Source organism: Seonamhaeicola sp. (assembly GCF_028281565.1).
GTDB lineage: Bacteria > Bacteroidota > Bacteroidia > Flavobacteriales > Flavobacteriaceae > Seonamhaeicola.
The window spans coordinates 170,342-192,737 of record NZ_JANQJQ010000030.1; the positions used below are offsets into that span (position 1 = coordinate 170,342).

Below are 22,396 nucleotides of genomic sequence, written 5' to 3' on the forward strand. Positions count from 1 at the left end.
TTTTTGCAAAAAAGAACAATTCATCGTTTTATTTTAAAGTTCATATAGTATTTATGCGAACTATGATGTAAAACCCTAATTTTAAATAAATTAAAAGCCCAAGCCCCATGAAATATTTAAAAGCCCTTTTTAGTATCACCTTTTTACTGGCCACCTGTTTTACAGTCGTTGCCCAGGAACCTGCTGATGTTTTAGCTGATATCCCTCAGGATTATAAAAAACGAAGCCCTATTTATGATTTTTCAGAAAAGAACTTAAATAGCGTAGATACCATTCCCGATTTTGCTTCCAAAAAGAACAAATTAAAGATTACCGGAACCATTTATGAAAGTGATGGTGTAACTCCGGCAAAAAATGTATTGTTATTCATTCACCAAACCGATGAAAACGGTGATTTTGAATTGAAAAGACATAACAAAAAGCGTTATGTACACCACAGAGGCTGGGTGAGAACCGATGCCGATGGTAAATACACCCTGTATACTTTTGTGCCCGGAAGCTATATTTACGGAAATGAATTAAAGCAAATTTACCCCATAGTTAAAGAACCTAACAAACCGGAATATAAAATTGAGACCTTCCTTTTTGACGACGATCCTTTATTAACCGATAAATGTCGTACCAAAGTAGAACAAACCGACCCTCAGAGAATCCTAAAGTTAGATAAAAAAGAAGGTTTGTGGGTGGCCACCAGAGACATTGTTCTAGGTAAAGAAATAGACTCTTATTAGTGGATACCGTTCACATTCCGGTCGTTTTAAGAATTAAAAAGTTCAGGATTTAACAATCCTGGACTTTTTCTTTTTTTGGGGCAGCACTTCTTCAGGAAACGGAAACAGGATGGTAGAATTCTTCTCTGCGGCAATGTTAGACAAAGTCTGGTATAAACGTAATTTAATAGCTGATGGCGACTGGTCAATCAGTTTACCTGCTTCCAAAAGCTTAGAGGCAGCCTGCTCTTCTGCAAGGGCCAGAATGATCCGGGCCCTCCTGGAACGTTCCGCTTCTGCCTGATTGGCCATCATTCTACGCATATTCTCGGGTAACTGGATGTCTTTTATTTTAACGTCAATGATCTCAATACCCCATTCCTTGGTTTCCTGTTCTACAATACCTTTAATATTCTTACCCATTTCCTCACGTTTTGAAAGTATGGTATCTAATTCTACCTTACCGCAAACATCTCTAAGGGCTGCCTGGGCCAACTGTGTGATGGCAAATTTATATTCTTCTACTTCCAAAACCGCCCTTTCCGGGTCGTTAATTTTAAAGAACACCACGCCGTCTATACTGCAGGGCACATTATCTTCGGTCATTACTTCCTGGGAATCTATATTAAAGGTGATCACCCGGATATCTACTATTTGTATGGTTTCAATGATCGGGATGATCCATCTGAATCCCGGGTTAAGTGTTTTAACAAATTTTCCAAATCTAAATTTAATGGCTCTTTTATATTCAAAAACGATTCGGATACCGGCCAGTAACAGGATTCCAATCAGAACTAAAATTATGGTTGATGCATGCATGATACAATGTATTTAAGTTTGTACGGTTATATTATAAGAAAAGGCCATGAACCGAAGTGTAAAATAAGGTTCGATGCCTCAAGTGCTACTTGGTCGTAACGTATGATACGATGTTAAGGTTCCTTATAAATTTACGAATTTTTAATAAGAAAAACCAGTAATCCAGCCAGTACACTATAAACCTGATTAGCAAATAATTATGCATATCAATGAAACGCATTATAATAATTTGTAACTTACTGTTTTATAAAATATTACAATGAAGTATTATGCTGTTTTTGTCTTTATGGTTTTAACTCAATTTATGTGTGGTGAACCCCTTAATGCACAGGTTAATCCCTCTGTTGATGAGTTACATCGCTTCTTTAATAATCAACAACTACTTATTACGTATAGGGAAGGCGAGGTGCTGTACGGTACTTATTATTTCCTGGAGGTTCATTATTGCCCCAACGGATATTACGGCTTATACGGGAATACGGTAAAGCGCACGGTACTTGGAAATGAACAAAAAAGCAATTGGCAGGAATACGGTTCCTGGAAAATCACAACCCAAAATGGGGTCAATGGTATTTTTTATGCTGCTACCAACGGAAACAGGCAGTTTTATCCGTTATATAAGCTTGCCAATGGCGATCTTTTTATCAGAGAAGGCGTAACCATTGTAAAGAAAGGTACAGCCATTTGTCAATAGTTTTGGAGTAGCCACTATTTCTCAATCAATAACTTCTGGCCAATTCTGATAACTGCGTTTCGTCTTATATGATTGACCTCACAAATAGAGGCAATAGTAACATTATTGTTTCTGGATATTCTGGATAGCGTATCACCGGGCCTTACTATATAAATGGAACGCTGTTTTATCAAGCTTGCCAACGCTTCTTCCTCTGTCAACAAGGGTTTTATATTGCTTTGCCTCCTGGAATTGTGAAAGGCCGGCTGGGTCCATTTTTTAGTGACCCAAAGTTCTTTGGCTCTGATGGTATTATTGTCATTAAATTTAAATAAATACTCCGGGTTTATAGACACACCTTTGTAATTCACAGCTAAGTGCAAATGGCTGCCACGTGCATTACCGGATACACCACCTTTGCCTAGATAAGCCCCTTTGGGTACCGTGTCGTTTTCTTTAACTCCATATCTCGATAAATGGGCGTAGACTGTTTCCAAACCGTTATAATGTCTTACCACGACTGTTCTTCCGTGTCCACTGGTGTACCTGGCCATTCTAACCACACCGTCAAACATGGCAAAAATACTATCACCGGTTATTAGGTCAATATCAATACCTCTGTGTGGCCGTCCCCATCTCCAGCCATAACGGGATGTTACTACCTTATGTTTGCCTATAGGCGAAAAATAGGTAGAATCCTTAAATTGTATTTGTAATGGAAATTGAAGTTTCAGTTCCTTATAAGGGTTATAAACGGTTTGGTCCCAATATTCTGCCTTTATATCCGGTCTGACAGAAACCTCGGGTAGGGTATCCGACACTATAGAATCTTTAACAATTAACTCTATAGCTTTGGAAGCCTTTAAGATATCATTTAATCGCCCCTGACTAAACGTACTTATAGAAACAAGAAATAAGAAGCCCGTAATTAAAAATTTCATCCCAGAAACCTAACCTATATAATTTTTCAGATTTGCGAATATAATTATTAGTAACGTCAGTTTTATGTTGGTATTGCCTGAGTTATTAACAGACGGGTGTTTTTAACATAATTTATAAATAACCTCCTAACAGCCTGAAAGAGAATGTGATTAATACTGAATTATAAATAATTGGAATTTTAACAATTTCACTTACATATTTTTCTGTTTTACCACAAAATATATTCATTTTTTGATTTTTGTGGTTAAACCACAATATAAAATGAAAGGCTATTTATAATTTGTGCGAATTAAATGACTAATTCAAATTATTAAATTATGATGAAAAAAATTTTAACAAGATCTGCCCTGATGTTATCTATGAGTTTACTAACGTTTTGTGCTTCACCTGAAGACACCGAAGTCCGGGACACCGTATCTGAACTGGAAAATTTAGAAGTGAAATTGGACAATGTTTATAAAACCAGTTCAACACCCATCCAAGGACAATACATTGTTGTTTTAAATGATGGTGTTTTACCAAATCCTAAAGATTTAAGCTTCACTAACAAAGGAAGCCAAAAGCAAGCCTATTTTCAGCAAATTGACGCGGCAAAAGCAAGTATGGTAGCTACAGCTAAAGGGCCGGAGCCTTTTGCTTTTGATGTTAAAAAAATTAAATCGGTCTACACCTTTGCCTTAGATGGTTTTGTGGCAAACCTGACTGATGATGAAGTTGAAATGCTTAGAAAAGATCCCAGAGTAAAAAGTATAGACCAGGACCGCCTGGTTACTTTGAAAAAGCCTCGTGGGGGAGGTGGAGGAGGATCTGCTACTCAGCAAATACCTTATGGCATTACAAGAGTTGGTGGTGCCGGTGACGGTACCGGAAAAACGGCCTGGGTACTGGATACCGGTATTGACTTAGATCATGAGGACCTGAATGTTGACGTTGCCAGAAGTGTATCTTTTACCGGAGACAATAACCCTAATGACGTAGATGGCCATGGAACACATGTTGCGGGTACCATTGCGGCTATAGACAATAACATTGGTGTTGTTGGTGTGGCTGCCGGTGCTTCTGTGGTAGCATGTAAAGTTCTGGGAGATGACGGAACCGGTGCTTTTTCATGGACCGTCCAGGCTTTGGATTATGTCAGGGCCGTAGGAAGTAATGGGGATGTGGCCAATATGAGCTTAGGACCACAATCCAGATTCATTGATTCTGCAACCGATAATGCTACTGCCGCGTTAGGTGCAAGTGGTATTAAAGTGGCTATTGCTGCAGGTAATAGCTATGATGATTGTTCTTTCTACTCGCCCGCAAGAACAAATCAGGCTAATGTATTTACCATTTCCGGTATTGGAGAAGGGGATGTGGTTTACTGGTTTTCAAACTATGGAAGCCCTGTAGATTACGCAGCACCAGGCGTTAATGTGCTTTCTACCACTCCCGGTAATACCTATGCATCTTTTAGTGGTACCTCTATGGCCAGCCCGCATGCTGCCGGTGTATTGCTTTTGGGAAGTTATACAACAGATGGCGTGAGATTGGGGGGCTATTTTCAAGTTAGAGGAAACTATATTCTTTTAAATAATTATTCTGCTACGGATGACTTTAACAGAAGTGTTTATAGAGAAGATCCGGATGGTGTTGACGATCCTATCATTGTTAGGAATTAATTAGTACTTAGTTTTTTGTTATTAAGAAGGCCCATGTTATTGGGTCTTTTTTTATAAGGTTAAGAAATTACCACCTTCGGAAGGGGGGGCTTGGCATTGCTAATTACTTAAAAACCGCTTTCATCTGTCGGTTATTCTTTTTATCAAGGATTAAATGTAGTTGCTGTTGTTGGTCAATAAAAGCTATACCCGTCATACTTTTGTCATCATTATAAACCTGGTAGGAGGTATCGGTTTCTTTTTTCCAGTTTAGTTTATGGATGTGATAGGATGGCACGGAATCTAATTTGGAATATTCGCAGTGATAAGATAACATGATATGATCATCCCTGACATCCAAATAGTCTTCGCTGGTACAGCTATCCAGAGCCACCGGTTCATCATTGAATTGTAATGCAGTGATGGACCAAAATCTTACAATAGGATCTTTATCGCTACTTTGGTTGCAAGCTAAGCCTAAACCAAATACTAACACTAGAACTATGAATCTCATAACTAAATGAATTATACGTTACTGCAAGTTATCATTTTAAAAGGTTTCCACAAATGCAGATATATTATAATGTGAAGTATTTCCGGTAATGCCGGTGTAAACTTAATAATAGTCATTTATGGCCGTTTGAGGATGTAACAAATGAGTAACTATATTGAAATATTTTTCTTATATTTACGTAATCACTTTATTTTAGTGATCACTCTCCCTATTTAATTAAAGATAAAAACACAACTGTAATCGCCATTTGTTTGGTGTGTTACGGCAGATAACTTTGTTTTAAGTTCACCTGTATAATTAAACCATACTACTATGAAAAAAACGGCATTTGTTTTACTAACCAGTTTGTTAATAGCTTCTTGTTCAAGCTTTCATGAAGTACACTATTTTAAGGACTCTCTAAAACCTACAGCAAACTATTATAAAGTGGAAGTGCAGGGTTACGCCCTTCTTTCAAGTTCCAGATATGTTTCCGGTTACTACGATAGAGGTGCTGTACAAGCCTATTTTGGTGAGATCACGCAACCTGCCAAAGGTACTTTTGTACCCTTACTTGCAGATGACCCCAAAAAAACAGGGCATAAGGAACTGGTATTGTTGTTGTCTACTAATTCGGATGCTATTTCTACCAGTATTGGGAATTTGGCCAAAAGCCGAACAGTGATCAATTCGCTATCACTTATTGCGAATAAGGATAAATTGGAAGAAGCCAAAACCGTTGCTTCCGAATTATCAGGGCTTGAAACGGATATCCAATTATTTATTTCCGAAGCGGATACCTACCTCGATATGGATACGACTTCTGATACTTTTAATGAACAAACATCAAAAGCACAATTACAACAATTTTTGAAATTGGAATTATTGGGCCTGTCGAAGGACGTTTCCCCTAAAACATTCGCCGAACTTCAAACCTGGTATTTACAAAATAATTAAGACTATGAAACAGTTAATTACATTCTTCATAATCGTCATTAGTTTAAGCTCCTTTCATAGTTGTGCCCGCATGGTAGTTAATGTGAGTACCGCCGATAGCGATCGTGTACAGGAAGAAGGGGAGAAGTATATTGACCGTATGAAAGCCTATGCTTTTGTAGAAATTAAACCTTTGGTCTTTGCTTGCGATCTTTTCGATTCGGATAAAATGAATACCTATATCTCTAAGGATATCAAAGAAGGTATTGCCGTGGGAACCATAGCCAGTGATGATGAAGCAATTCTGAAGACCAACATCAAGTCTTTTACGGATGCAGCAATAAAAGTTATTCAAAACACCTATAAACAAGCAACTGCACTAACCGAACAGAAAAAATACAGTGAAGCCGTTGACAGATTTTGGGACTCCTATAACCTGGTGGAACAGTTGAAAAAAGACATTAAACATGAACTGGATAATTCTGATGCGGCCAACTCCATAGAAGCCATTGAATGTTTTAGTGTTTTATATGCCGAAGCGGCCAGTGGAGACCGCTTTAATCTATTAGGTGATCCGATGGTGTCTTATATCACCAAGGAAGAGAATCTGCCGCTTTGGGAAAGCACGTATAACCGTACTAAATCTTCCACCTTTTTTGGCAATGCCGATATTGCCGTCGTATTACAGGAAGACCCTGAAAGTTACAATAATAACTATGCCATAAAAGGGGTTAGGGTAGATGCCGATAAACTCATACAATCCAGCTTTGATGTATTGGCTCAGTCTATTAATGTAGTAGCTTCTTCACAGGGCATTGCATTGCCGGATAAAGGAGAACAAAATTATTTCTATCCTGATGTCATTCCTGAAATACAAAATCTTGCTACAGAGAAAAATAAGTTAGCAGACAAGCGCAAGGAATATGAAGCCTATAGAAAATTACTGATAGTAAATATTCTTAACAAGAACCTAGATAATAAATCCGGAGAAGAATTAAAAACAGCCATTGATGAAATAAAAGCACTTTGGGCTACTTATAAAGCAAAAATGGCCTCTAATTAATTATCATATCATGAAATATTCAATAGGAGATTGTGTAAAAAACACAAGAGTTAAAAAGTACAGTAATGGAGATATTATTGCTTTAGGCACCCCGGGTGATGTTCGGAAGGTGTATAAAGCCAGTAAAAGCTATTCTATTATGTTTCAGGGCGCACAGGCCGTACACCGTGTACTGGAAAAGGATTTAGAGGCTTGCTGATATTTCTTTGCGATGGTTAATGCAACACGCTTTTACGAAGTGACGCTAAGAGCGTAGTGGCATGTATGCGGAATGCCATACTGATTTTTACAATTATTAACATGTATAATTTATTTCTTGTTAAATTTTTAGTGTATTACCTGATCACTTAATAATAAGTGATTTTTATTCTTCCCCTGAAAAATTTCAATAGCAAAAGTTTTTACTAATTACCCGGTATCGGGTATGTTTTGGCTTTGAGTGAAGTTATAATATTGTTTAGTGTAGAACTAATTTTAAAAAAATCAATTATGAAATACGAAATTTTATCACATGGTAGCAGGAGCCAGTTAGAAAATGTAGTAAGAAGCTATTTAAGAAATGGGTGGTTACTACAAGGTGGTGTGGCAGTTGCTGTTAAAGATGGTGTTGAAGCCTATTTTCAAGTAGTAATTAAGAGTTAGTTTGATCTCATAAAGTTTTGGTCAAAACAATAGAATGTGGAGGTTTTACAATTCATATGTATAAAGATAATGAACGATTTTTTAACAGTGAGTTGATTCAAAAACAAACTGGTACAACAGGCACATCCGGGAGATGTTTGTTTCAGCGTAAAAAAATACTAAGAAATTTGTCAAATGTTATCTCTGGTTTGTCTTTACCAATAAGCAACTAATACTTTAAATATTTAATTATGAAAAAAAACATCTTATTTTTTTTAGTCCCCATTTTAATTTTTTCTTGTAAATCTTCTGAAAATTCAAATGCGCAGAAATTGGAGTATCTCCTTGATCAGTATGGTAATTTTAACGATATTCAAAACATAGATAGTGTTTTTCAAAATGACATACTCGATTTGAGAGCAACTGCTATGGAAAAAGATGATGATGCCGTAGTAACTAAAATAGATTCTATTTTACTGGAAGGTGAATCCGCCTCAAAATTTATGCAAAGTGGCGAACCGCCTATTAATCCTTCTGATTCTGATAATGTAGGGGGCAGAAAATGCAGGACTGTAGATAATGCTCCGGCTAATGTTGTAAGAGTAAAGAGTAATTCATTGAGATTACCAAAGCAACCTATAGAAGTTAATGTAGCGTTTCATGTAATAAAGTTTGATAATAATATTGGCGCAATTGAAGATTCAGTTCTTCAGAAGCAGCTTAAAGTTCTAAATGATAATTTTTCAAATACTCTATTCTCATTTAAGCTGGAAACCATTACACGCACCGTTAACAAGGATTGGTATTATAAAGTTGATATGGAAACAAAAGAAGAAAAGGAAATGCACAGAGCATTAGCTGTTGATCCCAAAACTACTTTAAATGTGTATTTTGTGGGTAATAATAGTTATCTGGGCTATGCCCAATTTCCATGGGAAGATAAAAGTAACTTTGATGGAGTGGTCATTTATAATGGTTCTATCCCAGGAGGAGTTTCCACCAACTATAATGAAGGTAAAACTTTAACCCATGAAGCTGGCCATTATTTAGGTTTATGGCATACATTTCATAAAGGCTGTTCTGTAGGTGATAATGTTGCCGATACTCCTGCTCAGGCGTTAAGTACTGAAGGGTGTCCGCAAGGCAAAGACACATGTCCTAATCTACCGGGATTGGATCCAATCCATAATTATATGGATTATTCATACGATAGCTGTATGCGAGAGTTTACAGCCGGTCAAAACAACAGAATGAACTGGGCAGTTAGAAAGTTTAGAAAAGAGCTAATTATAAATCCAACATAATGTTCATTGTGAAGTGTTCATACTATCATAGAACAAATGCTATTCTTTTTAGTTTGGTCACCTTTTTAGTGCTTAGCTGTAATGCTCAGAGAACTAAACAAAGTAAGCAAAAAACGTTAGATAATACTGCATGGATAATTGTTGATTCTAGAGATGCAGCTGAATACGATTCTATAAAGGCTTCTGATGTAGCAGGTACAAAAACAATCCTATTTAGTAATGATACGATCAAAGAGTTTTTTGGCACTTCTCAACAAAACCCAGCCAGACAATTATTATATACAACAAAAGGTGATAAGTTGCAACTACAAAAAGATAACAGAATTTTTGCACAGTACACTTTTAAAATACATTCAGACACGCTTATCATTTTCAGACAAGGCAGACATGGAATTGTTCAGGATATATATACTTTGTTAAAGAATTAGTATTTGTATTATAATACGATTGTACGTATACTGCCTGCCCTGAACGAATTCGAAAAGTAACTTGAACTTTATTCGCATGATCTCTATTTTATATTCCGGAACACTACTTATATCTCAAATAGGAGCGGAGTAGGCAACCACGCTTTTACCCTAAGCAACGATAGGAGTAGCAAAAGGTGCTTAATGCCTAAATTCACCTCTGTTTTTACATGACTAATGTCATGAAAAATGGCAGCATTCTTTTTTAACTTTAGGTCATTCTAAAGTTACATTAATCATGAAAAATTCAAATCATTCAGTCGCTAAAACTATATGCTATTATTTATTTATTCTTGGTTTTTTATTTTTATTAACAGCCTGTAAGGACGGGGCTTCAAAAGATAAAACAACTCAAACCGAAACGGCCGACGTTGCAACATTTGAGAACATTTTGTGGAATGTTAAAGCCATCCATCCAAATGGACAAAGCCTGGATATTAAAATATTTGATAATGCCGGAAAACCTTTCGATATAAAGGCCATTCAAAACTCCGATCAGGATAACTTATTAGACGTTAAGGCCATTGTAAATGGAGAGCAGTTACCCGTTAAGATATTAGTGAGTAAAAATCAGTTTGCTCCGGTTGTAGCCATTACTCCTTCAGGCAGTGCCTACAAACTCAGAGCCATAACTCAGGAAGGGGAGAAAATAGATGTCATAGGCGTTGTCAGGTATGGAAATATTGTCATTATGAAAGCCGTTACCAAAAAGGGGAAGTTCTATGGTGTAAAAGCCATCTCACCTACAGGAAAGCTTAATGATATTAAAGGCATAAAAATTAATTTTCAGGATAGAGAGATGAGTTTAAAAGGCCATAGCATCTATGCACATGTCAAAGCCATGCATCCGTCTCCCAATGAAGATAACTTTGTAATGCCAAAGAAAAATATAGCAAAAGGCCTTTATACAAGTAATTTTAATAAAATTACCTGGAATATTAAAGCCGTAACGCCCGATGGTAAAAACCTGGATGTAAAAGCTATTGATGCCGAAGGCAATGCATTTGACGTAAAAGCTATGCAGGATTCTAAACAACATAGCTTTATGAACATTAAGGCCTTTGTAGAGGGCACGGAATTACCCGTTAAAATAATGCAACGTTCAGAATCAGAAGACTATGCACCTATTAAGGCTATTGGAACAGACGGTGCTATTTACGACATTAAAGCAATAACGGAAGATGGTGTCAAACTGGACGTAAAAGGCATTGATAGATTGGGTAACATTATAAATGTAAAAGCCGTTAATGAAAATGGTGATCTCTATGGTGTTAAAGCGTTTGCTCCGGATGGGAAACTGAATGCGGTAAAAGGTATCAAGATCTTTGACAGAGAAGTAGAGATGCGGGTACAGGGAAATCCGGTACATGCGCATTTAAAGGCTATTAGTCAATGATCTGCTTCACATAAAGAAAAATGCATTTGTGCTAAAACGAGGACCTAATAAGTCCTCGTTTTTATTTTTCTAAATACGCGGTATAAAATTGGGATGGTGCCCCTGTATTGTATAACCGAAAAGGGGAGAGGCTCCATAGGAATTATTCCCATGTTAAGAGATTATGGTTTTAAATGTATAGATGACATCAAAATCTTCTATTTTTCCACTGCTACCAAAACCGTTTACGCCTTTATAATAAGCCATTCTGAAACCTGAGATTTGGGAATCTCAATGAAATAATTGCCGGAATAAACCGGACATATGACACAGTCATCAAAATAAAATTTTATAGAAGTTTTATCTATCACAAAGTTATTCTTGTACGCTTCAAAAGTACTTGGTGTTAATTGAGAACATTCTTCATATTTTGGTTCCGCATTTACTTTTTTCTCCAGTAACCGATTCAATTGTTTTAACACAGACCATTCCGAACCTGGTTTGAAGACCGAGTCATATGACAGAAACTGACCCTTTTCCATATCAAAATTAAGCGTTTTAAACAAATAGGAGTTCTGCTTCTTGTCTGTATAGTGGTTTGCCTTGTACATGAGTATACTAAGCATATGATCATCTATGGTGTAAATTTTATAGTCAACCACTCTTTTCATACGCTCAAGTTTGTCATAACCAACATGACATGGTAATTCCGTTTCATTCAAAATATTTCTTACGGAATTATCCAGGTCTAAATACTCGTTCCTAATGAAGTCATTGAATACTTTAAATGACGGATTAAACTTTGGATCCAGGAAAGGATATCTGTAGAAGATCTCGTAATTGCCCTCTTCCTTCTGGAATAATTTTGTTTGAATAAACCGAGACGTGTTTTCCTTGTCCACGGCCATGGTTTTATTATTTTCCTCATATATTGAAGTGGTATTTTGACCGGTCAAATCTTCGTTAGGTTTGGTTTCAGAAGACATCAGCATAAAAACTAATAGAGTTCCTAGTATTGGTAGTAACAAACTGCTTTTCTTTTTCATAATTGTGATTTTTAAAAGTTTATGACACAAAATTCCATATTATTTTTCATTTATTTTTATTTATAATTTTTATATTAAACATAAATATATCTAATACTTAATTAAAATATGCTTTTGAAGGCAATTAAGTTATCAGATTTCATAAACAGAATGTATAGCCAAAATAATTAAGACCGAATATTGTAAAAACACTAATAAAATAATGGATTAAGGGGGTATTTTCTTTGGTTGTTGTCCTAATGATAGGATAGCTGTTCGATGGTATTTTTGATAAGGAACTTATATTTGCTTTACTTAATCATAAAAATAATTTATAATAATCATCATTAATATAAATGAAAATATATGATATGGTTTTTGTAATTTTATGAAAGAAAAGAAAGTATAAAACCAAACTATTAATACAAAGTTCGTGGGTTTATATTAAGAATTTAAAAAAAATTGCTATGAAAATGATTTTTAAACATGAAGAGACCAAAAAAAGCGACTACCTAAGGCAGTATGCCATTGGTAAATTACAGGCTTTAACAAGAAGGTATCCTTTCGCGATCAAGGCCGCGGTAACTTTGAAAAAGGTACCTAAAGACTATGATAAAGGTAATATTTGTGGTATAAAATTAAGTCTTCCGGGACCTGAAATTTATGCGTCATCAAATGAAAACAACTTTATACGTGCCATAAACAATACTGTAAAAAATTTAGGAGTTTTGTTAGAAAAACGAAAATTGATCCTGGTCCATAAATGAATTAAGCCATGTTAAAACCGGAATACTTAATAAAAACCAATGAGGAATACTACCAATGGGTTACCAAAGGAGATACCTTTTTTAAGTACTCCTTATTCTCATTTAACAATGCCGTTTTATGGCGATACCTGGATAAATTGGGTATAAAAGAATGTAAAAGTCATGAGTCATAGGATGACTAAAGGCATTAAATCAAGCATGGTTTAGCTCATTAAGCCAAAATACTTTCATGGCCGGAATCCTTAACAAATAAGCAGCTACTATTGGTTTTAGCGGTCATATTACTAATAAAATTATAAGGCAGGGTGTCCTGCATACCAAAAATATTCAGATCTGCGGCAGGTGCCTGTGTGACGAAGTCATTAAAAACACCAACGTACACTTCGGTTAAGGTGTTCGGTAATCTGGCTAGACCGGTCAATCGCTTCAGGAAATCTTTGGCATTTGCTTCTTCATTAGGATCCTCAACAACAATGATCAACCGGATACGGGCTTTCCAGTTCATTTTCAGTTTGTAGGCTATTAAAATGGATAGATCCAAATTCCCTATATCCCAGCCACCAAGTTCCCAGTTCCCGCTCCGGTCGCTTACCCAGACATTAATAGTATTACGCTGTCCTAATAAAGCAGTGGTATGGAGGTTAAAGAGCAAAATACCAATTTCCAACCGTATGGACTCTTTCATAACGGGCTTGATCTCATTATTATAATCATCATGGTCCTGTAAATTCAGAAACAGGATATTGGGTTTAAAAAAAGCGCCCTGCAATGCCTGGCTTGCGTAGTTAATGCCATTGGCAAATTGTTCGGTATGAATGACCGTAGACGATGAAAACACCCCTTTTTCCCTAAAGGACGTGGAAATGTTTTCCAGTTGTATGGCTAATTTACTATGCTCCGTAAATGGCTCAATACCTAACAATTTAATAGATCCCTTAGGGCGCGCAATATTCCTGAGAAACTCAAAAGTCCCTTTTAAACCGTTTACATCCCTAACAGGTACCATAAGATTAGCTTTCCAGGCACGTTGCTGCATTTTTTTCATGCCCCAGGTGTGTTTCGCTGCCCATTCGGCAAATGATACAAAAAGCCCGGAACGTACATCTTCAAAAGGTGTTTTAAGATTTTGACGGGACAAGTACCAATAGACCATCAATACAATGGAAAAAGAGATCAAACTTACTGACGGATTAATAATGAACATGGCGAAAATGGAAGAGATAAGCCCTAACCATGGGACCCATTTATGGATCTTAAACACAGGGCGATAACTTATCAGCCCCAAACGCTGTTCAATGATCACCACAATATTGATCATGGCATAGGTAATGAGGAAAAACAGTGTTACCAAAGGGGCCACGGCATTAATGTTGCGTAATAATAAGGTCAGGAAGATCAATATGCCGGTAACCATCATAGCATTACGTGGCTGACCGCTATCACTTGTTCCGGCCAGTATTTTAGAGTAGGGCAGTACCCGATGTTGGCCCATAGCAAACAAAATACGGGAAGACCCCACAATGGAAGCCAAAGCAGAGGAAAAGGTAGCCCCTAAAATACCGGCAATAATTAAAGGCCCAAAGTAAGCTTTGTCTACCATAACGTAATAGTTGGTTAGAAGTTCTTCCTCAGAAGCACTTCTTGAGATCCAAAAGGCCAGTAACATATAGATCACAAAACTCACGCCGATGGCCCAAAGGGTTCCTGTTGGAATGCTTTTCTTTGGATCTTTTAATTCTCCGGACATGTTTGCTCCGGCCATAATACCGGTAGCAGCCGGAAAAAAGACTGCAAAAACAATCCAGAAACTACTGCCTTTAAAGCCATTTTCAACTGACCCTTTAAAAGCTCCCCAACTTAAAGAATCACTTAAAGGCAATTGCATAGAGCCATTATAAGCAGCAATGATTATGGAAATAAATGATGCCAGGATCACTCCCATAATGATATATTGGGTTTTAATAGCCAGATTGGCGCTTATATAGGCTATTATAAAAAGCGAGGCGAACACAATAATATCTACCAAAAATGCATTATGCTCCGGAAAAATAGCGATCCAGCCTTCCCTGAAACCAAAAATATACATGGTAACGGCTAGCCCCTGCGATATATATCGGGGAATACCCAAACTGCCACCAACTTCTAAGCCTAAAGCCTGAGATACAAGAGCGTAAGCACCACCGGCACCAATACGTATATTGGTGGTTATGGCAGACATGGACAGGGCCGTACATAAGGTGATTAAAAAGGAAACTAAAATGATTAACCAGGCGCCCAATAAACCTGCGTTACCAACAACCCAGCCTAAACGTAAATACATAATGACCCCAAGAATGGTTAGGAAGGTTGGTGTAAAAACACCGCCAAAAGTTCCAAATTTTTTAATTTTTTTAGGAGTCTCTCCGTTCATAAATGTTGCCTGGGAAATATGGGAGTAATTTACTAATAATCCGTAAATTTTGAATAGGGAATGGATTCTTTTTGTTGGACTTGTATGGCATCCATATACTTTCTAGGTTTTCATGTCAATTATTATAAAAATTCTTTTTAAATGCTTTTTTAAAAAATGTAATGAAACCCGAAGGGTTCACAAGTACCTCTTCCTCAAAATAGGAGAGGAGCGTAAGAAATGTGTGTGGAATGAAATCCTGGGCTTTTTTGCAATTATTTTACATTGGTATTTAATTTCATATTAAATTTTTGATATATTTACTAATCCCTTCCTTACAATTATTTAATAGTATTTTTTGAAATTAAATTTACCTGATACTGGGTATTTTATGATATTACTTTACCAACTATTATTGATTTATTAAAAATCATTGGTAAGGCATTTAGATCATATAAACCAATAGGATTATAAATATTAATAAATAAAAATATATTAAAATGGAAGACCAACCCACCAACCTCACAGACAACAATCCAACTTCTGATACCCAACAGACTACGGCATCGGATAAATTTTATCAATCTTCTAGGTTTTGGCTAGCTGTGGTACTTATTGCCATTTATCTGGGCTTTGTGATTTTTTTAATGAAAAAAGTAGATTTATTCGAGCTTACTAAAGATACTTTGAAAAATTCTTCAGATAATTTGAAATGGGCAAGATATCTATTTCTTTTTACTGGTATTGAAGCAATTGTATTTACAGCAGTTGGATATGTCTTTGGAAGAGACGTAAGTCGTAAATCAGAACAAAAGGCTGAGCAAAGGGCTGAAGAAGAGAAAAATGAAAAGCAGAAGGCTCAACAAGAAAAGGATGAAGTCCAGAAAGAGGCTCAAAAGAACAAAGAGAACCTTATCAAACTTCAAGAGGCTGTAATAGGGGAAGCAAGTAAAAGTAATCCTAATAGTTTTAATCTCTTTAAGGGATATAAAGCTCAAGTTGATGCTGATGACGGTGAAAGAGCAGATTTTACTAAATCAGATTCATTTATTGTTGAAAGTAGAGCCTTTGAATTAGCCAAGACATTAGAAGCCGGTTTCAATTCTGTAACCTATGTCAAAATGAACTACGAAGTTAAAGCCAGCGGTTTTATTAAAGTAGTTATTGATGGGAAATTACAACATTCGGCAAAAGGGTATCTTCCCAAGGTAGCATCTACAAGTTCAGGAATACCTGTCACCGTTCACTGGGATGGTAAAGGTCAATGGGAATTTATAGCGAGTAATATCAGAAACCTCGAAACTGGTAATTCTATGCAGATGTCACCAAATCCATTGAAAAGTAACGGAAACACATCATCATTCAAAGTTGTTTAAAATGGTAAAAAAATATTCCTTTTTAGTTTGCTTGTTTAGTACATACTTCAGTTTTGGACAATCCTTGGGTCAAGATAGTGATGGTTTTAGTTCCATACTATTACCTTCAACAAGCATTAATATCGATAGTAAAAATAACGTAACAAATTTATCGTTCTACAAACTCACAAGGCTTACAGAATTTACTTCCCTCGATGACGTAAGTTTTGGTGAAAGTTTTGATCCTGATACATATAACAATATTACTTTTAATTTGCCTAATATAGTGAGTAGAATAGAAAGTGTACAGGATGATGTTGAATCAGCAAGCAGAGATAGTCGTTTATTATTAGGACTTGAGATCACTGGATCTTCGAAGAACGGACTTGCCCTGATATTTGGTGAAGGTACACTATCTAACAGCGCAAATGTAAATGCAGTTATCGGATGGCACAAAAGTAAGTTAAGATACAATCGCAACGATAATAATTCTTATGTATACAACGTCATGAAAATGGATACCATAAACCGAGCGATATCAGAAATTGAAGCTGAGATCAATGAAGAGGTACAACTTCTCATTTCCCCTGAAACTGTTACATCTGGAATAGCATTTTTATTAACTGACCCATTGAATCAAAAGACAACTAAGGACAAGATTGCAGATGCGGAAGAATTACTAAATAGGCTGGATGACGGTAATAAACTGGCCAGGAAATCAGAACGTTTAACAGAGCTCAGAGACTATATTTCCGAATTGGACGATATAATTGACCAAATCGATATCGTAACATCTATTCCTGATAGAAAATTTCCACTTTACAAAAAAGCTAGTGAGGATGATATGAAAAAGGTTCACAAAGCAAGAAATTCTGTCAAATATGAAGTATTTGAATTTAATGAATTACGAAAGAAAGCTAAATACGAAGTACTTGAAGAGTTAAAGGTGGATTTAGACAATTTATTCGAAAAAGATACATGGAAAACTGCTGAAACAGAATTAGTTAAAAAAATGGCAGAGATTAAAGCAAAGAAAAATCGAGTTGTAGATTTGGATGATGACTTAAGTAGTGATTTCGACGATTTGAAAACGAAATATCAGTCGTATATTAATATACTATATGACCTAAAATATGTCGAAGAAGATATAGAGGGTATAGAAAAGAAAAATGTTGACTTTAATACTCATGTTATATATGGTAAAGCCGGATTTATAGGTAAATCGTTCCTCTACGATTTAGAGAATGATTCAAATATAAAAGATGAAAGAATCGTAAAGCGAGATTTTCAAGGAACTCGATTTGAAATTGGATGGACTCATCAATTTTTGACTAATAATGTATTTGGAATTAATTTTTCCAGAAGTTACACCGATAATTCCAGCAGGCTGGATTCAGAAGATTATACCTTCAAAGTTATTGACGATACGGTTACACCCAATTTAGAATCATCTACTGAATTGAAAGCTTTATCTGGTCCATATGATAAATTCGACAAGTACCAGATAGCCGCTGATTATGTGAGGTTTGTCCCTCTTAAGGATATAAAAAATAAAGATGACTTAAAGAAGCCAGCAGAACTATATTTATTAATAAACCCATATTTCAGGCATAACTTTTACTACGATTCTGAAACCCTCAAACCGAATACTTCATTCGGCCTAGGCTTGTACGCCTTTAATGTCAATAAAGGATCAGTTGCGGGAGGTGTTTTTGCGCAAGCTGATGACGTTTTTAATATAAACAGAGATGAACCAATACCTTTTACACGACAAATTCAAATAGGATTAGTCTTCAAGTATTCTTTAGAATCTTTTAATCCTAAAAAAGATTAGGCCCTTCATTAATAATTAAATGTTTAATAAAATAGTATTGAGATAAACAGCTGTACTGTAATGTTCTCGCGTGTCGCCTGTCCTGAGCATTTCCACTTAACTCAATATAAACTTAGTCGAAGGCTAACTTAAGCTTTATTCCCCAGATTTTTCATGAACCCCAATAACAATACGTTCAACAATTTGTTTTGCGGTAGTCAGGGTTGATAGATCTTGGAAAAGCGCTCCTGTTTGCCCCGAATGATGGCCATGTCCAATGAGCTCCATCAGATAATAGGCTTTCCCGTCTTCCAAATCTATAAAAGCCTCGAATACAACCGATGGTTGCCCCAACTGTCCTGTTCCGCTATGATATACTTCATCATCGGGAAAATCAAACTCAGAATAGAATTCGTTATCGTCAAAAGCTACATTAAGTTCTATTTTTAATCGTAATCTGGTGTTTTTATTAATAGAAGTCCGTAATTTAAAATTACTGGTGATGGTCTCGCCTGTAATCGCATCTGGGAAGTTGTCTGTGGTGGAGGGTACATACATCCCATCGGCATACTGAACCCCGCGCTTATGCGACCATACGGGTAGCGCATTGACCCGCCTGTAGTCCCCAATGGCATCTTTAGAGGCATCAAAGGCCTTGAAGTTCTGCTTAGTACGCCCTCCAAAAAATAGGCCCTTTGCCGTTGCTTTTGAGACAAATAGAGTTTCTAAGTAGTTCTCATGTTCATCTTCGGTCCATATGGCCATTTGCGGATGCCAATAATGTTCAGATTTTAAGAGATCTATGGAAATGGCGACCTCCTTATCAAGGTTCATTTCTATGATTTCGTAGGTAGTCGGGTTAATTTCTTGTTTCCCAGTAGCCTTTAATCCCGCTCCAAAATCCATCATGGAACCAAAGGGCTCTACCTGCAAATAGGCCCCTCCGGCAAACACAAGTACAATCACTGCTATCCATAGGATCAGGTTTCCTTTGCTATACATTTTAAGGGAACGAAAGTTATTCACTATATGACATCCTACGCCCGCAGCTAACAATAAGCCGAACACGGTGTGCAATGTGGCCACAGTCTTGGTGTAAGGGGTACCATAGGACAGAATCCCGGTAACCAATACGATCATGAAGCACAAAGCAATGGACAAGCTTATAACTTTTCTTAGTGTCATGGTATACGTTAGGTGCAGGATTCGTTAAATACGCATCTGTATTCCTTGATATATAGAAACGGTCCAGGTCCGGGCAACACCAGCTATCAGAGCAAGCGCTTTAGGGATTTAATGCGTTCACTCAGGTAAACTACCTGTTTGGCCTTGTTTTCGGGTAGTTTGAAAGCCATTGCCTTGTAGTCTAGCATATCAGCAAAGGCCTTTTCAATAACTCTTAGCTCTCTTACAATAATCTCGATGCTTTCATCGTCCGATGCGCCAATAATACCGCGGACATCATAAGATCGCTGGTCAAACATGGGTTGTTTAGATTGTTCCATATCCGCTTTTAAGGCAATAAGGTCCTGTCGCAACTCAGTAATGACCTTGGCCTCTCCAAATTTGGTTTTGGCACCACGACATTCCGAAGGCGAACACCCGGAAGTAGCTTTTGCCGAAGCCTTGTTACAACAGACTTTGGTGGTTTCACATGATGATTGCGCAACGGCAGCAGTGCTAAGGAGCATGCTACTAGCTAAGCATGCTGAATACAGGATTGATTTTAGATTTGATTTCATAACGTTTCGATTTTAAATTGATTCTGTCATTGTGAGCTCATTAGTGCAAATTAAATTATCAGCTACAAGAAAGTAGGTTATAGGCAGGTTATATCAGGTTAAGACAAGGTTAAATTCCTGTAAACGGACTAAATAATATCTAAATTTGTTCCATGACAGGTAAAAAAGCATACTGGATCATTGGCATTATGTCCGTTTTATTGGTCGGCCTTTTGATCAATCAGATCATCTATGTTTATGATGCGGCCATTGCACAGGAGTCCCATTTTAAAAGCAAGGCCCAAATGGCTTTAGGCGCTATTGTCAATGAGGTGTCCAGTGATTATGAGGTATGCAATAGTGTAAAAAGTTGCTTAGACCCTAATGTCGATTATTCCTGTATTATCAATGGCAATAGTCAGTTTAGCCGAGATTTTAAATCGCAAAAGGAATGGCATAGCGTGGACTCTATCATCCAATCGGAATTGCAGGTAGCCGGCATCGATTTAGGGTATAATTTTGACTTTTGTACCCCCGTAGTTAATGATGGCGGCCAAATAAGTAAAAGCACCTTTAGCAAAGCGCTTAACGGGGAACTAACAAAATCCACCATTGTGATGCGTCTGGATTTTCCCTCCAGGTCTAACTATATCTTAAAGCAAATAAGCCCTGCTTTTATGTCCTCAATTTTGATTATCCTGCTTCTTAGTATTGTCTTCGCCGTGCTTTTTGGCTATTATAGAAAAGAGCGCAGCAATGCGGAACGCACGCGTGATTTTTTAAACAACATGACGCATGAGTTTAAGACCCCTATGGCCAATATTGCCTTTGCCAATAATTTTTTAAGGCGTCAATCGGATAACATAACCCCGGATAGCATTAAAAAATATACTGCTATCATAGACTATGAAAACCAAAAGATTATCGATAGTAGCGAAGACATCCTGGAGCTAGCGAAGCATGAATACGATTTTTCAAAACTGGAATTGGAAACGGTAGACCTGCATGCCATGATCTACGAATTACAACAAAGTTTTATGGCATCCCCATTGAAACCAGGTTTAGAGATTTCACTGGCACTGGATGCTGAACACTATACCTTACCTGGAAAAACCTCCTTTCTGCAAAATGCCCTGTCCAATATCATCGATAATGCCATTAAATATTGCAGGGAAACACCAAGGATCCTCATTTCAACGGTTAACCAAAACGGACATCTGATTATCTCTGTAAGGGATAATGGTATTGGTATCCCCAAAAATGAACTAAACGCTGTTTTTGAAAAGTTCTATCGTATTTCTACAGGCGACTTGCACGATGTAAAAGGTTTTGGCCTGGGGCTATCTTATGTAAAAATGGTAGTTGAACAAATGCGTGGCACCATCTCCATTGAGAGCACCTTAGACCAGGGATCTGTTGTTACCATAAAACTTCCGTTGGCCCATGACTAGCAAAAAACGAATTTTACTTGTTGAGGACGATCTAAACCTGGGGTTTATGTTATTGACCTATCTGGAAGATCATGGCTTTGAGGTTAAATTATATCGGGATGGGGAATCCGGGTATAAAGCTTATACCAACGGACACTATGATTTTTGCATACTGGATTTAATGCTCCCAAAGATGGATGGGTTTACCCTGGCCCGGAACATAAGGAAAAACAAAGCCAGGACGCCCATTTTAATGCTTACCGCCAGGGCTATGGACGAAGACAAGCTAAAAGGATTTAAGCTTGGTATAGATGACTATGTTACCAAGCCATTTAATGAAGAGGAACTGGTTTATCGGATCAACGCCATACTCAATAGGGCAGAACCTACTAAACCAAGGGTTTCAAGGGAGTACCGCATAGGGAAGTATGTGTTTAACAGCAGCACCCTAAGCCTTAGCGGCTTTAACGAATCCAAGCGATTAACAAAAAAAGAAGCTGAAATACTTTTACAATTATCAGGTTCCATAAATGAGATTGTACACCGGTCTGATATCCTTCAGGCCGTATGGGGCGAAGATGACTATTTTACCGGCCGGAGCCTGGATGTGTTTATAAGCAAACTTCGAAAATATTTAAAAAAAGACGCAGCGGTCTCCATTAAGGCTATCCCGAATGTTGGACTGATGCTTAAGGTTGATTGAGATTAGGCTTAAGCCAAACGCATTTAAGATTCACGAGCACCTGTTTATCAATTATTAAATAGCGAGCAAATACGCTTTACCCGGAGCGACGAACAGCATTGGCTAAATCGTAGGCGAGGAGTGTAGGGGAATGTGTATGGAATAGGATGT

At 37.1% G+C, this 22,396-nt stretch carries 23 protein-coding genes; 16 read left to right on the forward strand and 7 right to left on the reverse strand.

Features of this window, described 5'->3' with window-relative positions; genetic code table 11:
- The first annotated feature begins 107 nt into the window (after nucleotides 1-107).
- Nucleotides 108-731, forward strand: coding sequence for a hypothetical protein (locus Q0983_RS14020; protein ID WP_299554484.1), 624 nt, complete (start codon nucleotides 108-110; stop codon nucleotides 729-731).
- A gap of 42 nt (nucleotides 732-773) precedes the next feature.
- Here Q0983_RS14020 and Q0983_RS14025 read toward each other — a convergent pair whose 3' ends face one another.
- Complete coding sequence (locus Q0983_RS14025) at nucleotides 774-1,529, reverse strand: slipin family protein (RefSeq protein ID WP_299554487.1); 756 nt, start codon at nucleotides 1,527-1,529, stop codon at nucleotides 774-776.
- A gap of 259 nt (nucleotides 1,530-1,788) precedes the next feature.
- Between Q0983_RS14025 and Q0983_RS14030 the strand changes: the two genes are divergently transcribed.
- Nucleotides 1,789-2,223, forward strand: coding sequence for a hypothetical protein (locus Q0983_RS14030; protein WP_299554489.1), 435 nt, complete (start codon nucleotides 1,789-1,791; stop codon nucleotides 2,221-2,223).
- A gap of 14 nt (nucleotides 2,224-2,237) precedes the next feature.
- Here the strand turns inward: Q0983_RS14030 and Q0983_RS14035 are convergent, their stop codons facing one another.
- Nucleotides 2,238-3,143: a M23 family metallopeptidase gene (locus Q0983_RS14035; RefSeq protein WP_299554492.1), complete on the reverse strand. Its 906-nt coding sequence runs from the start codon at nucleotides 3,141-3,143 to the stop codon at nucleotides 2,238-2,240.
- A gap of 318 nt (nucleotides 3,144-3,461) precedes the next feature.
- Here Q0983_RS14035 and Q0983_RS14040 point away from each other — a divergent pair, with 318 nt between their 5' ends.
- The gene (locus Q0983_RS14040; RefSeq protein ID WP_299554495.1) at nucleotides 3,462-4,805 is read left to right on the forward strand and encodes a S8 family serine peptidase; all 1,344 of its coding nucleotides are present in this window, start codon (nucleotides 3,462-3,464) and stop codon (nucleotides 4,803-4,805) included.
- Between the two features lie 103 nt (nucleotides 4,806-4,908).
- Here the strand turns inward: Q0983_RS14040 and Q0983_RS14045 are convergent, their stop codons facing one another.
- Entirely contained in the window at nucleotides 4,909-5,298 is a 390-nt protein-coding gene (locus Q0983_RS14045) for a hypothetical protein (protein ID WP_299554497.1), read from the reverse strand.
- 312 nt (nucleotides 5,299-5,610) lie between these two features.
- Between Q0983_RS14045 and Q0983_RS14050 the strand changes: the two genes are divergently transcribed.
- The 7 genes from Q0983_RS14050 (at nucleotide 5,611) to Q0983_RS14080 (ending at nucleotide 11,064) form a co-directional block, all read left to right on the forward strand.
- Nucleotides 5,611-6,234, forward strand: coding sequence for a hypothetical protein (locus tag Q0983_RS14050; RefSeq protein WP_299554500.1), 624 nt, complete (start codon nucleotides 5,611-5,613; stop codon nucleotides 6,232-6,234).
- 4 nt (nucleotides 6,235-6,238) lie between these two features.
- Complete coding sequence (locus Q0983_RS14055) at nucleotides 6,239-7,276, forward strand: hypothetical protein (protein WP_299554503.1); 1,038 nt, start codon at nucleotides 6,239-6,241, stop codon at nucleotides 7,274-7,276.
- A 10-nt stretch (nucleotides 7,277-7,286) separates the two neighbouring features.
- Nucleotides 7,287-7,475: a hypothetical protein gene (locus tag Q0983_RS14060; protein WP_299554506.1), complete on the forward strand. Its 189-nt coding sequence runs from the start codon at nucleotides 7,287-7,289 to the stop codon at nucleotides 7,473-7,475.
- A 290-nt stretch (nucleotides 7,476-7,765) separates the two neighbouring features.
- Nucleotides 7,766-7,918, forward strand: a complete 153-nt coding sequence (locus Q0983_RS14065) for a hypothetical protein (protein ID WP_299554509.1) — start codon at nucleotides 7,766-7,768, stop codon at nucleotides 7,916-7,918.
- 230 nt (nucleotides 7,919-8,148) lie between these two features.
- Nucleotides 8,149-9,201, forward strand: a complete 1,053-nt coding sequence (locus Q0983_RS14070; RefSeq protein WP_299554512.1) for a zinc metalloprotease — start codon at nucleotides 8,149-8,151, stop codon at nucleotides 9,199-9,201.
- Nucleotides 9,202-9,209: 8 nt separating this feature from the next.
- Nucleotides 9,210-9,629, forward strand: a complete 420-nt coding sequence (locus tag Q0983_RS14075) for a hypothetical protein (protein ID WP_299554515.1) — start codon at nucleotides 9,210-9,212, stop codon at nucleotides 9,627-9,629.
- Between the two features lie 277 nt (nucleotides 9,630-9,906).
- A complete protein-coding gene (locus Q0983_RS14080; protein WP_299554517.1) occupies nucleotides 9,907-11,064 on the forward strand; it encodes a hypothetical protein in 1,158 nt (385 codons plus the stop codon).
- Between the two features lie 224 nt (nucleotides 11,065-11,288).
- Here Q0983_RS14080 and Q0983_RS14085 read toward each other — a convergent pair whose 3' ends face one another.
- Nucleotides 11,289-12,089 (reverse strand): RsiV family protein, encoded by an 801-nt coding sequence (locus Q0983_RS14085; RefSeq protein ID WP_299554520.1) that lies wholly within the window; start codon nucleotides 12,087-12,089, stop codon nucleotides 11,289-11,291.
- Between the two features lie 446 nt (nucleotides 12,090-12,535).
- Here Q0983_RS14085 and Q0983_RS14090 point away from each other — a divergent pair, with 446 nt between their 5' ends.
- Entirely contained in the window at nucleotides 12,536-12,835 is a 300-nt protein-coding gene (locus tag Q0983_RS14090) for an HPF/RaiA family ribosome-associated protein (RefSeq protein ID WP_299554523.1), read from the forward strand.
- An 8-nt stretch (nucleotides 12,836-12,843) separates the two neighbouring features.
- Nucleotides 12,844-13,008: a hypothetical protein gene (locus Q0983_RS14095; protein WP_299554526.1), complete on the forward strand. Its 165-nt coding sequence runs from the start codon at nucleotides 12,844-12,846 to the stop codon at nucleotides 13,006-13,008.
- A gap of 38 nt (nucleotides 13,009-13,046) precedes the next feature.
- On the opposite strand, the gene Q0983_RS14100 is transcribed toward Q0983_RS14095, so the two are convergent.
- On the reverse strand, nucleotides 13,047-15,245 hold the full coding sequence (locus Q0983_RS14100; RefSeq protein WP_299554528.1) for an amino acid permease: 2,199 nt from the start codon (nucleotides 15,243-15,245) through the stop codon (nucleotides 13,047-13,049).
- 479 nt (nucleotides 15,246-15,724) lie between these two features.
- Between Q0983_RS14100 and Q0983_RS14105 the strand changes: the two genes are divergently transcribed.
- Nucleotides 15,725-16,600 carry a hypothetical protein gene (locus Q0983_RS14105; RefSeq protein ID WP_299554531.1) on the forward strand — a complete coding sequence of 292 codons (876 nt, stop codon included), beginning with the start codon at nucleotides 15,725-15,727 and terminating at the stop codon, nucleotides 16,598-16,600.
- Between the two features lies 1 nt (nucleotide 16,601).
- Entirely contained in the window at nucleotides 16,602-18,413 is a 1,812-nt protein-coding gene (locus tag Q0983_RS14110; RefSeq protein WP_299554534.1) for a hypothetical protein, read from the forward strand.
- A gap of 135 nt (nucleotides 18,414-18,548) precedes the next feature.
- Here Q0983_RS14110 and Q0983_RS14115 read toward each other — a convergent pair whose 3' ends face one another.
- A complete protein-coding gene (locus tag Q0983_RS14115; RefSeq protein ID WP_299554536.1) occupies nucleotides 18,549-19,577 on the reverse strand; it encodes a hypothetical protein in 1,029 nt (342 codons plus the stop codon).
- Nucleotides 19,578-19,663: 86 nt separating this feature from the next.
- Nucleotides 19,664-20,134, reverse strand: coding sequence for a hypothetical protein (locus Q0983_RS14120; protein WP_299554539.1), 471 nt, complete (start codon nucleotides 20,132-20,134; stop codon nucleotides 19,664-19,666).
- A 152-nt stretch (nucleotides 20,135-20,286) separates the two neighbouring features.
- Between Q0983_RS14120 and Q0983_RS14125 the strand changes: the two genes are divergently transcribed.
- Both Q0983_RS14125 and Q0983_RS14130 read left to right on the forward strand, forming a co-directional pair.
- Nucleotides 20,287-21,564: a HAMP domain-containing sensor histidine kinase gene (locus Q0983_RS14125; protein WP_299554542.1), complete on the forward strand. Its 1,278-nt coding sequence runs from the start codon at nucleotides 20,287-20,289 to the stop codon at nucleotides 21,562-21,564.
- A complete protein-coding gene (locus tag Q0983_RS14130) occupies nucleotides 21,557-22,246 on the forward strand; it encodes a response regulator transcription factor (RefSeq protein WP_299554545.1) in 690 nt (229 codons plus the stop codon). The genes Q0983_RS14125 and Q0983_RS14130 overlap by 8 nt, the downstream gene beginning before the upstream one ends.
- The last annotated feature ends 150 nt before the right edge of the window (nucleotides 22,247-22,396 follow it).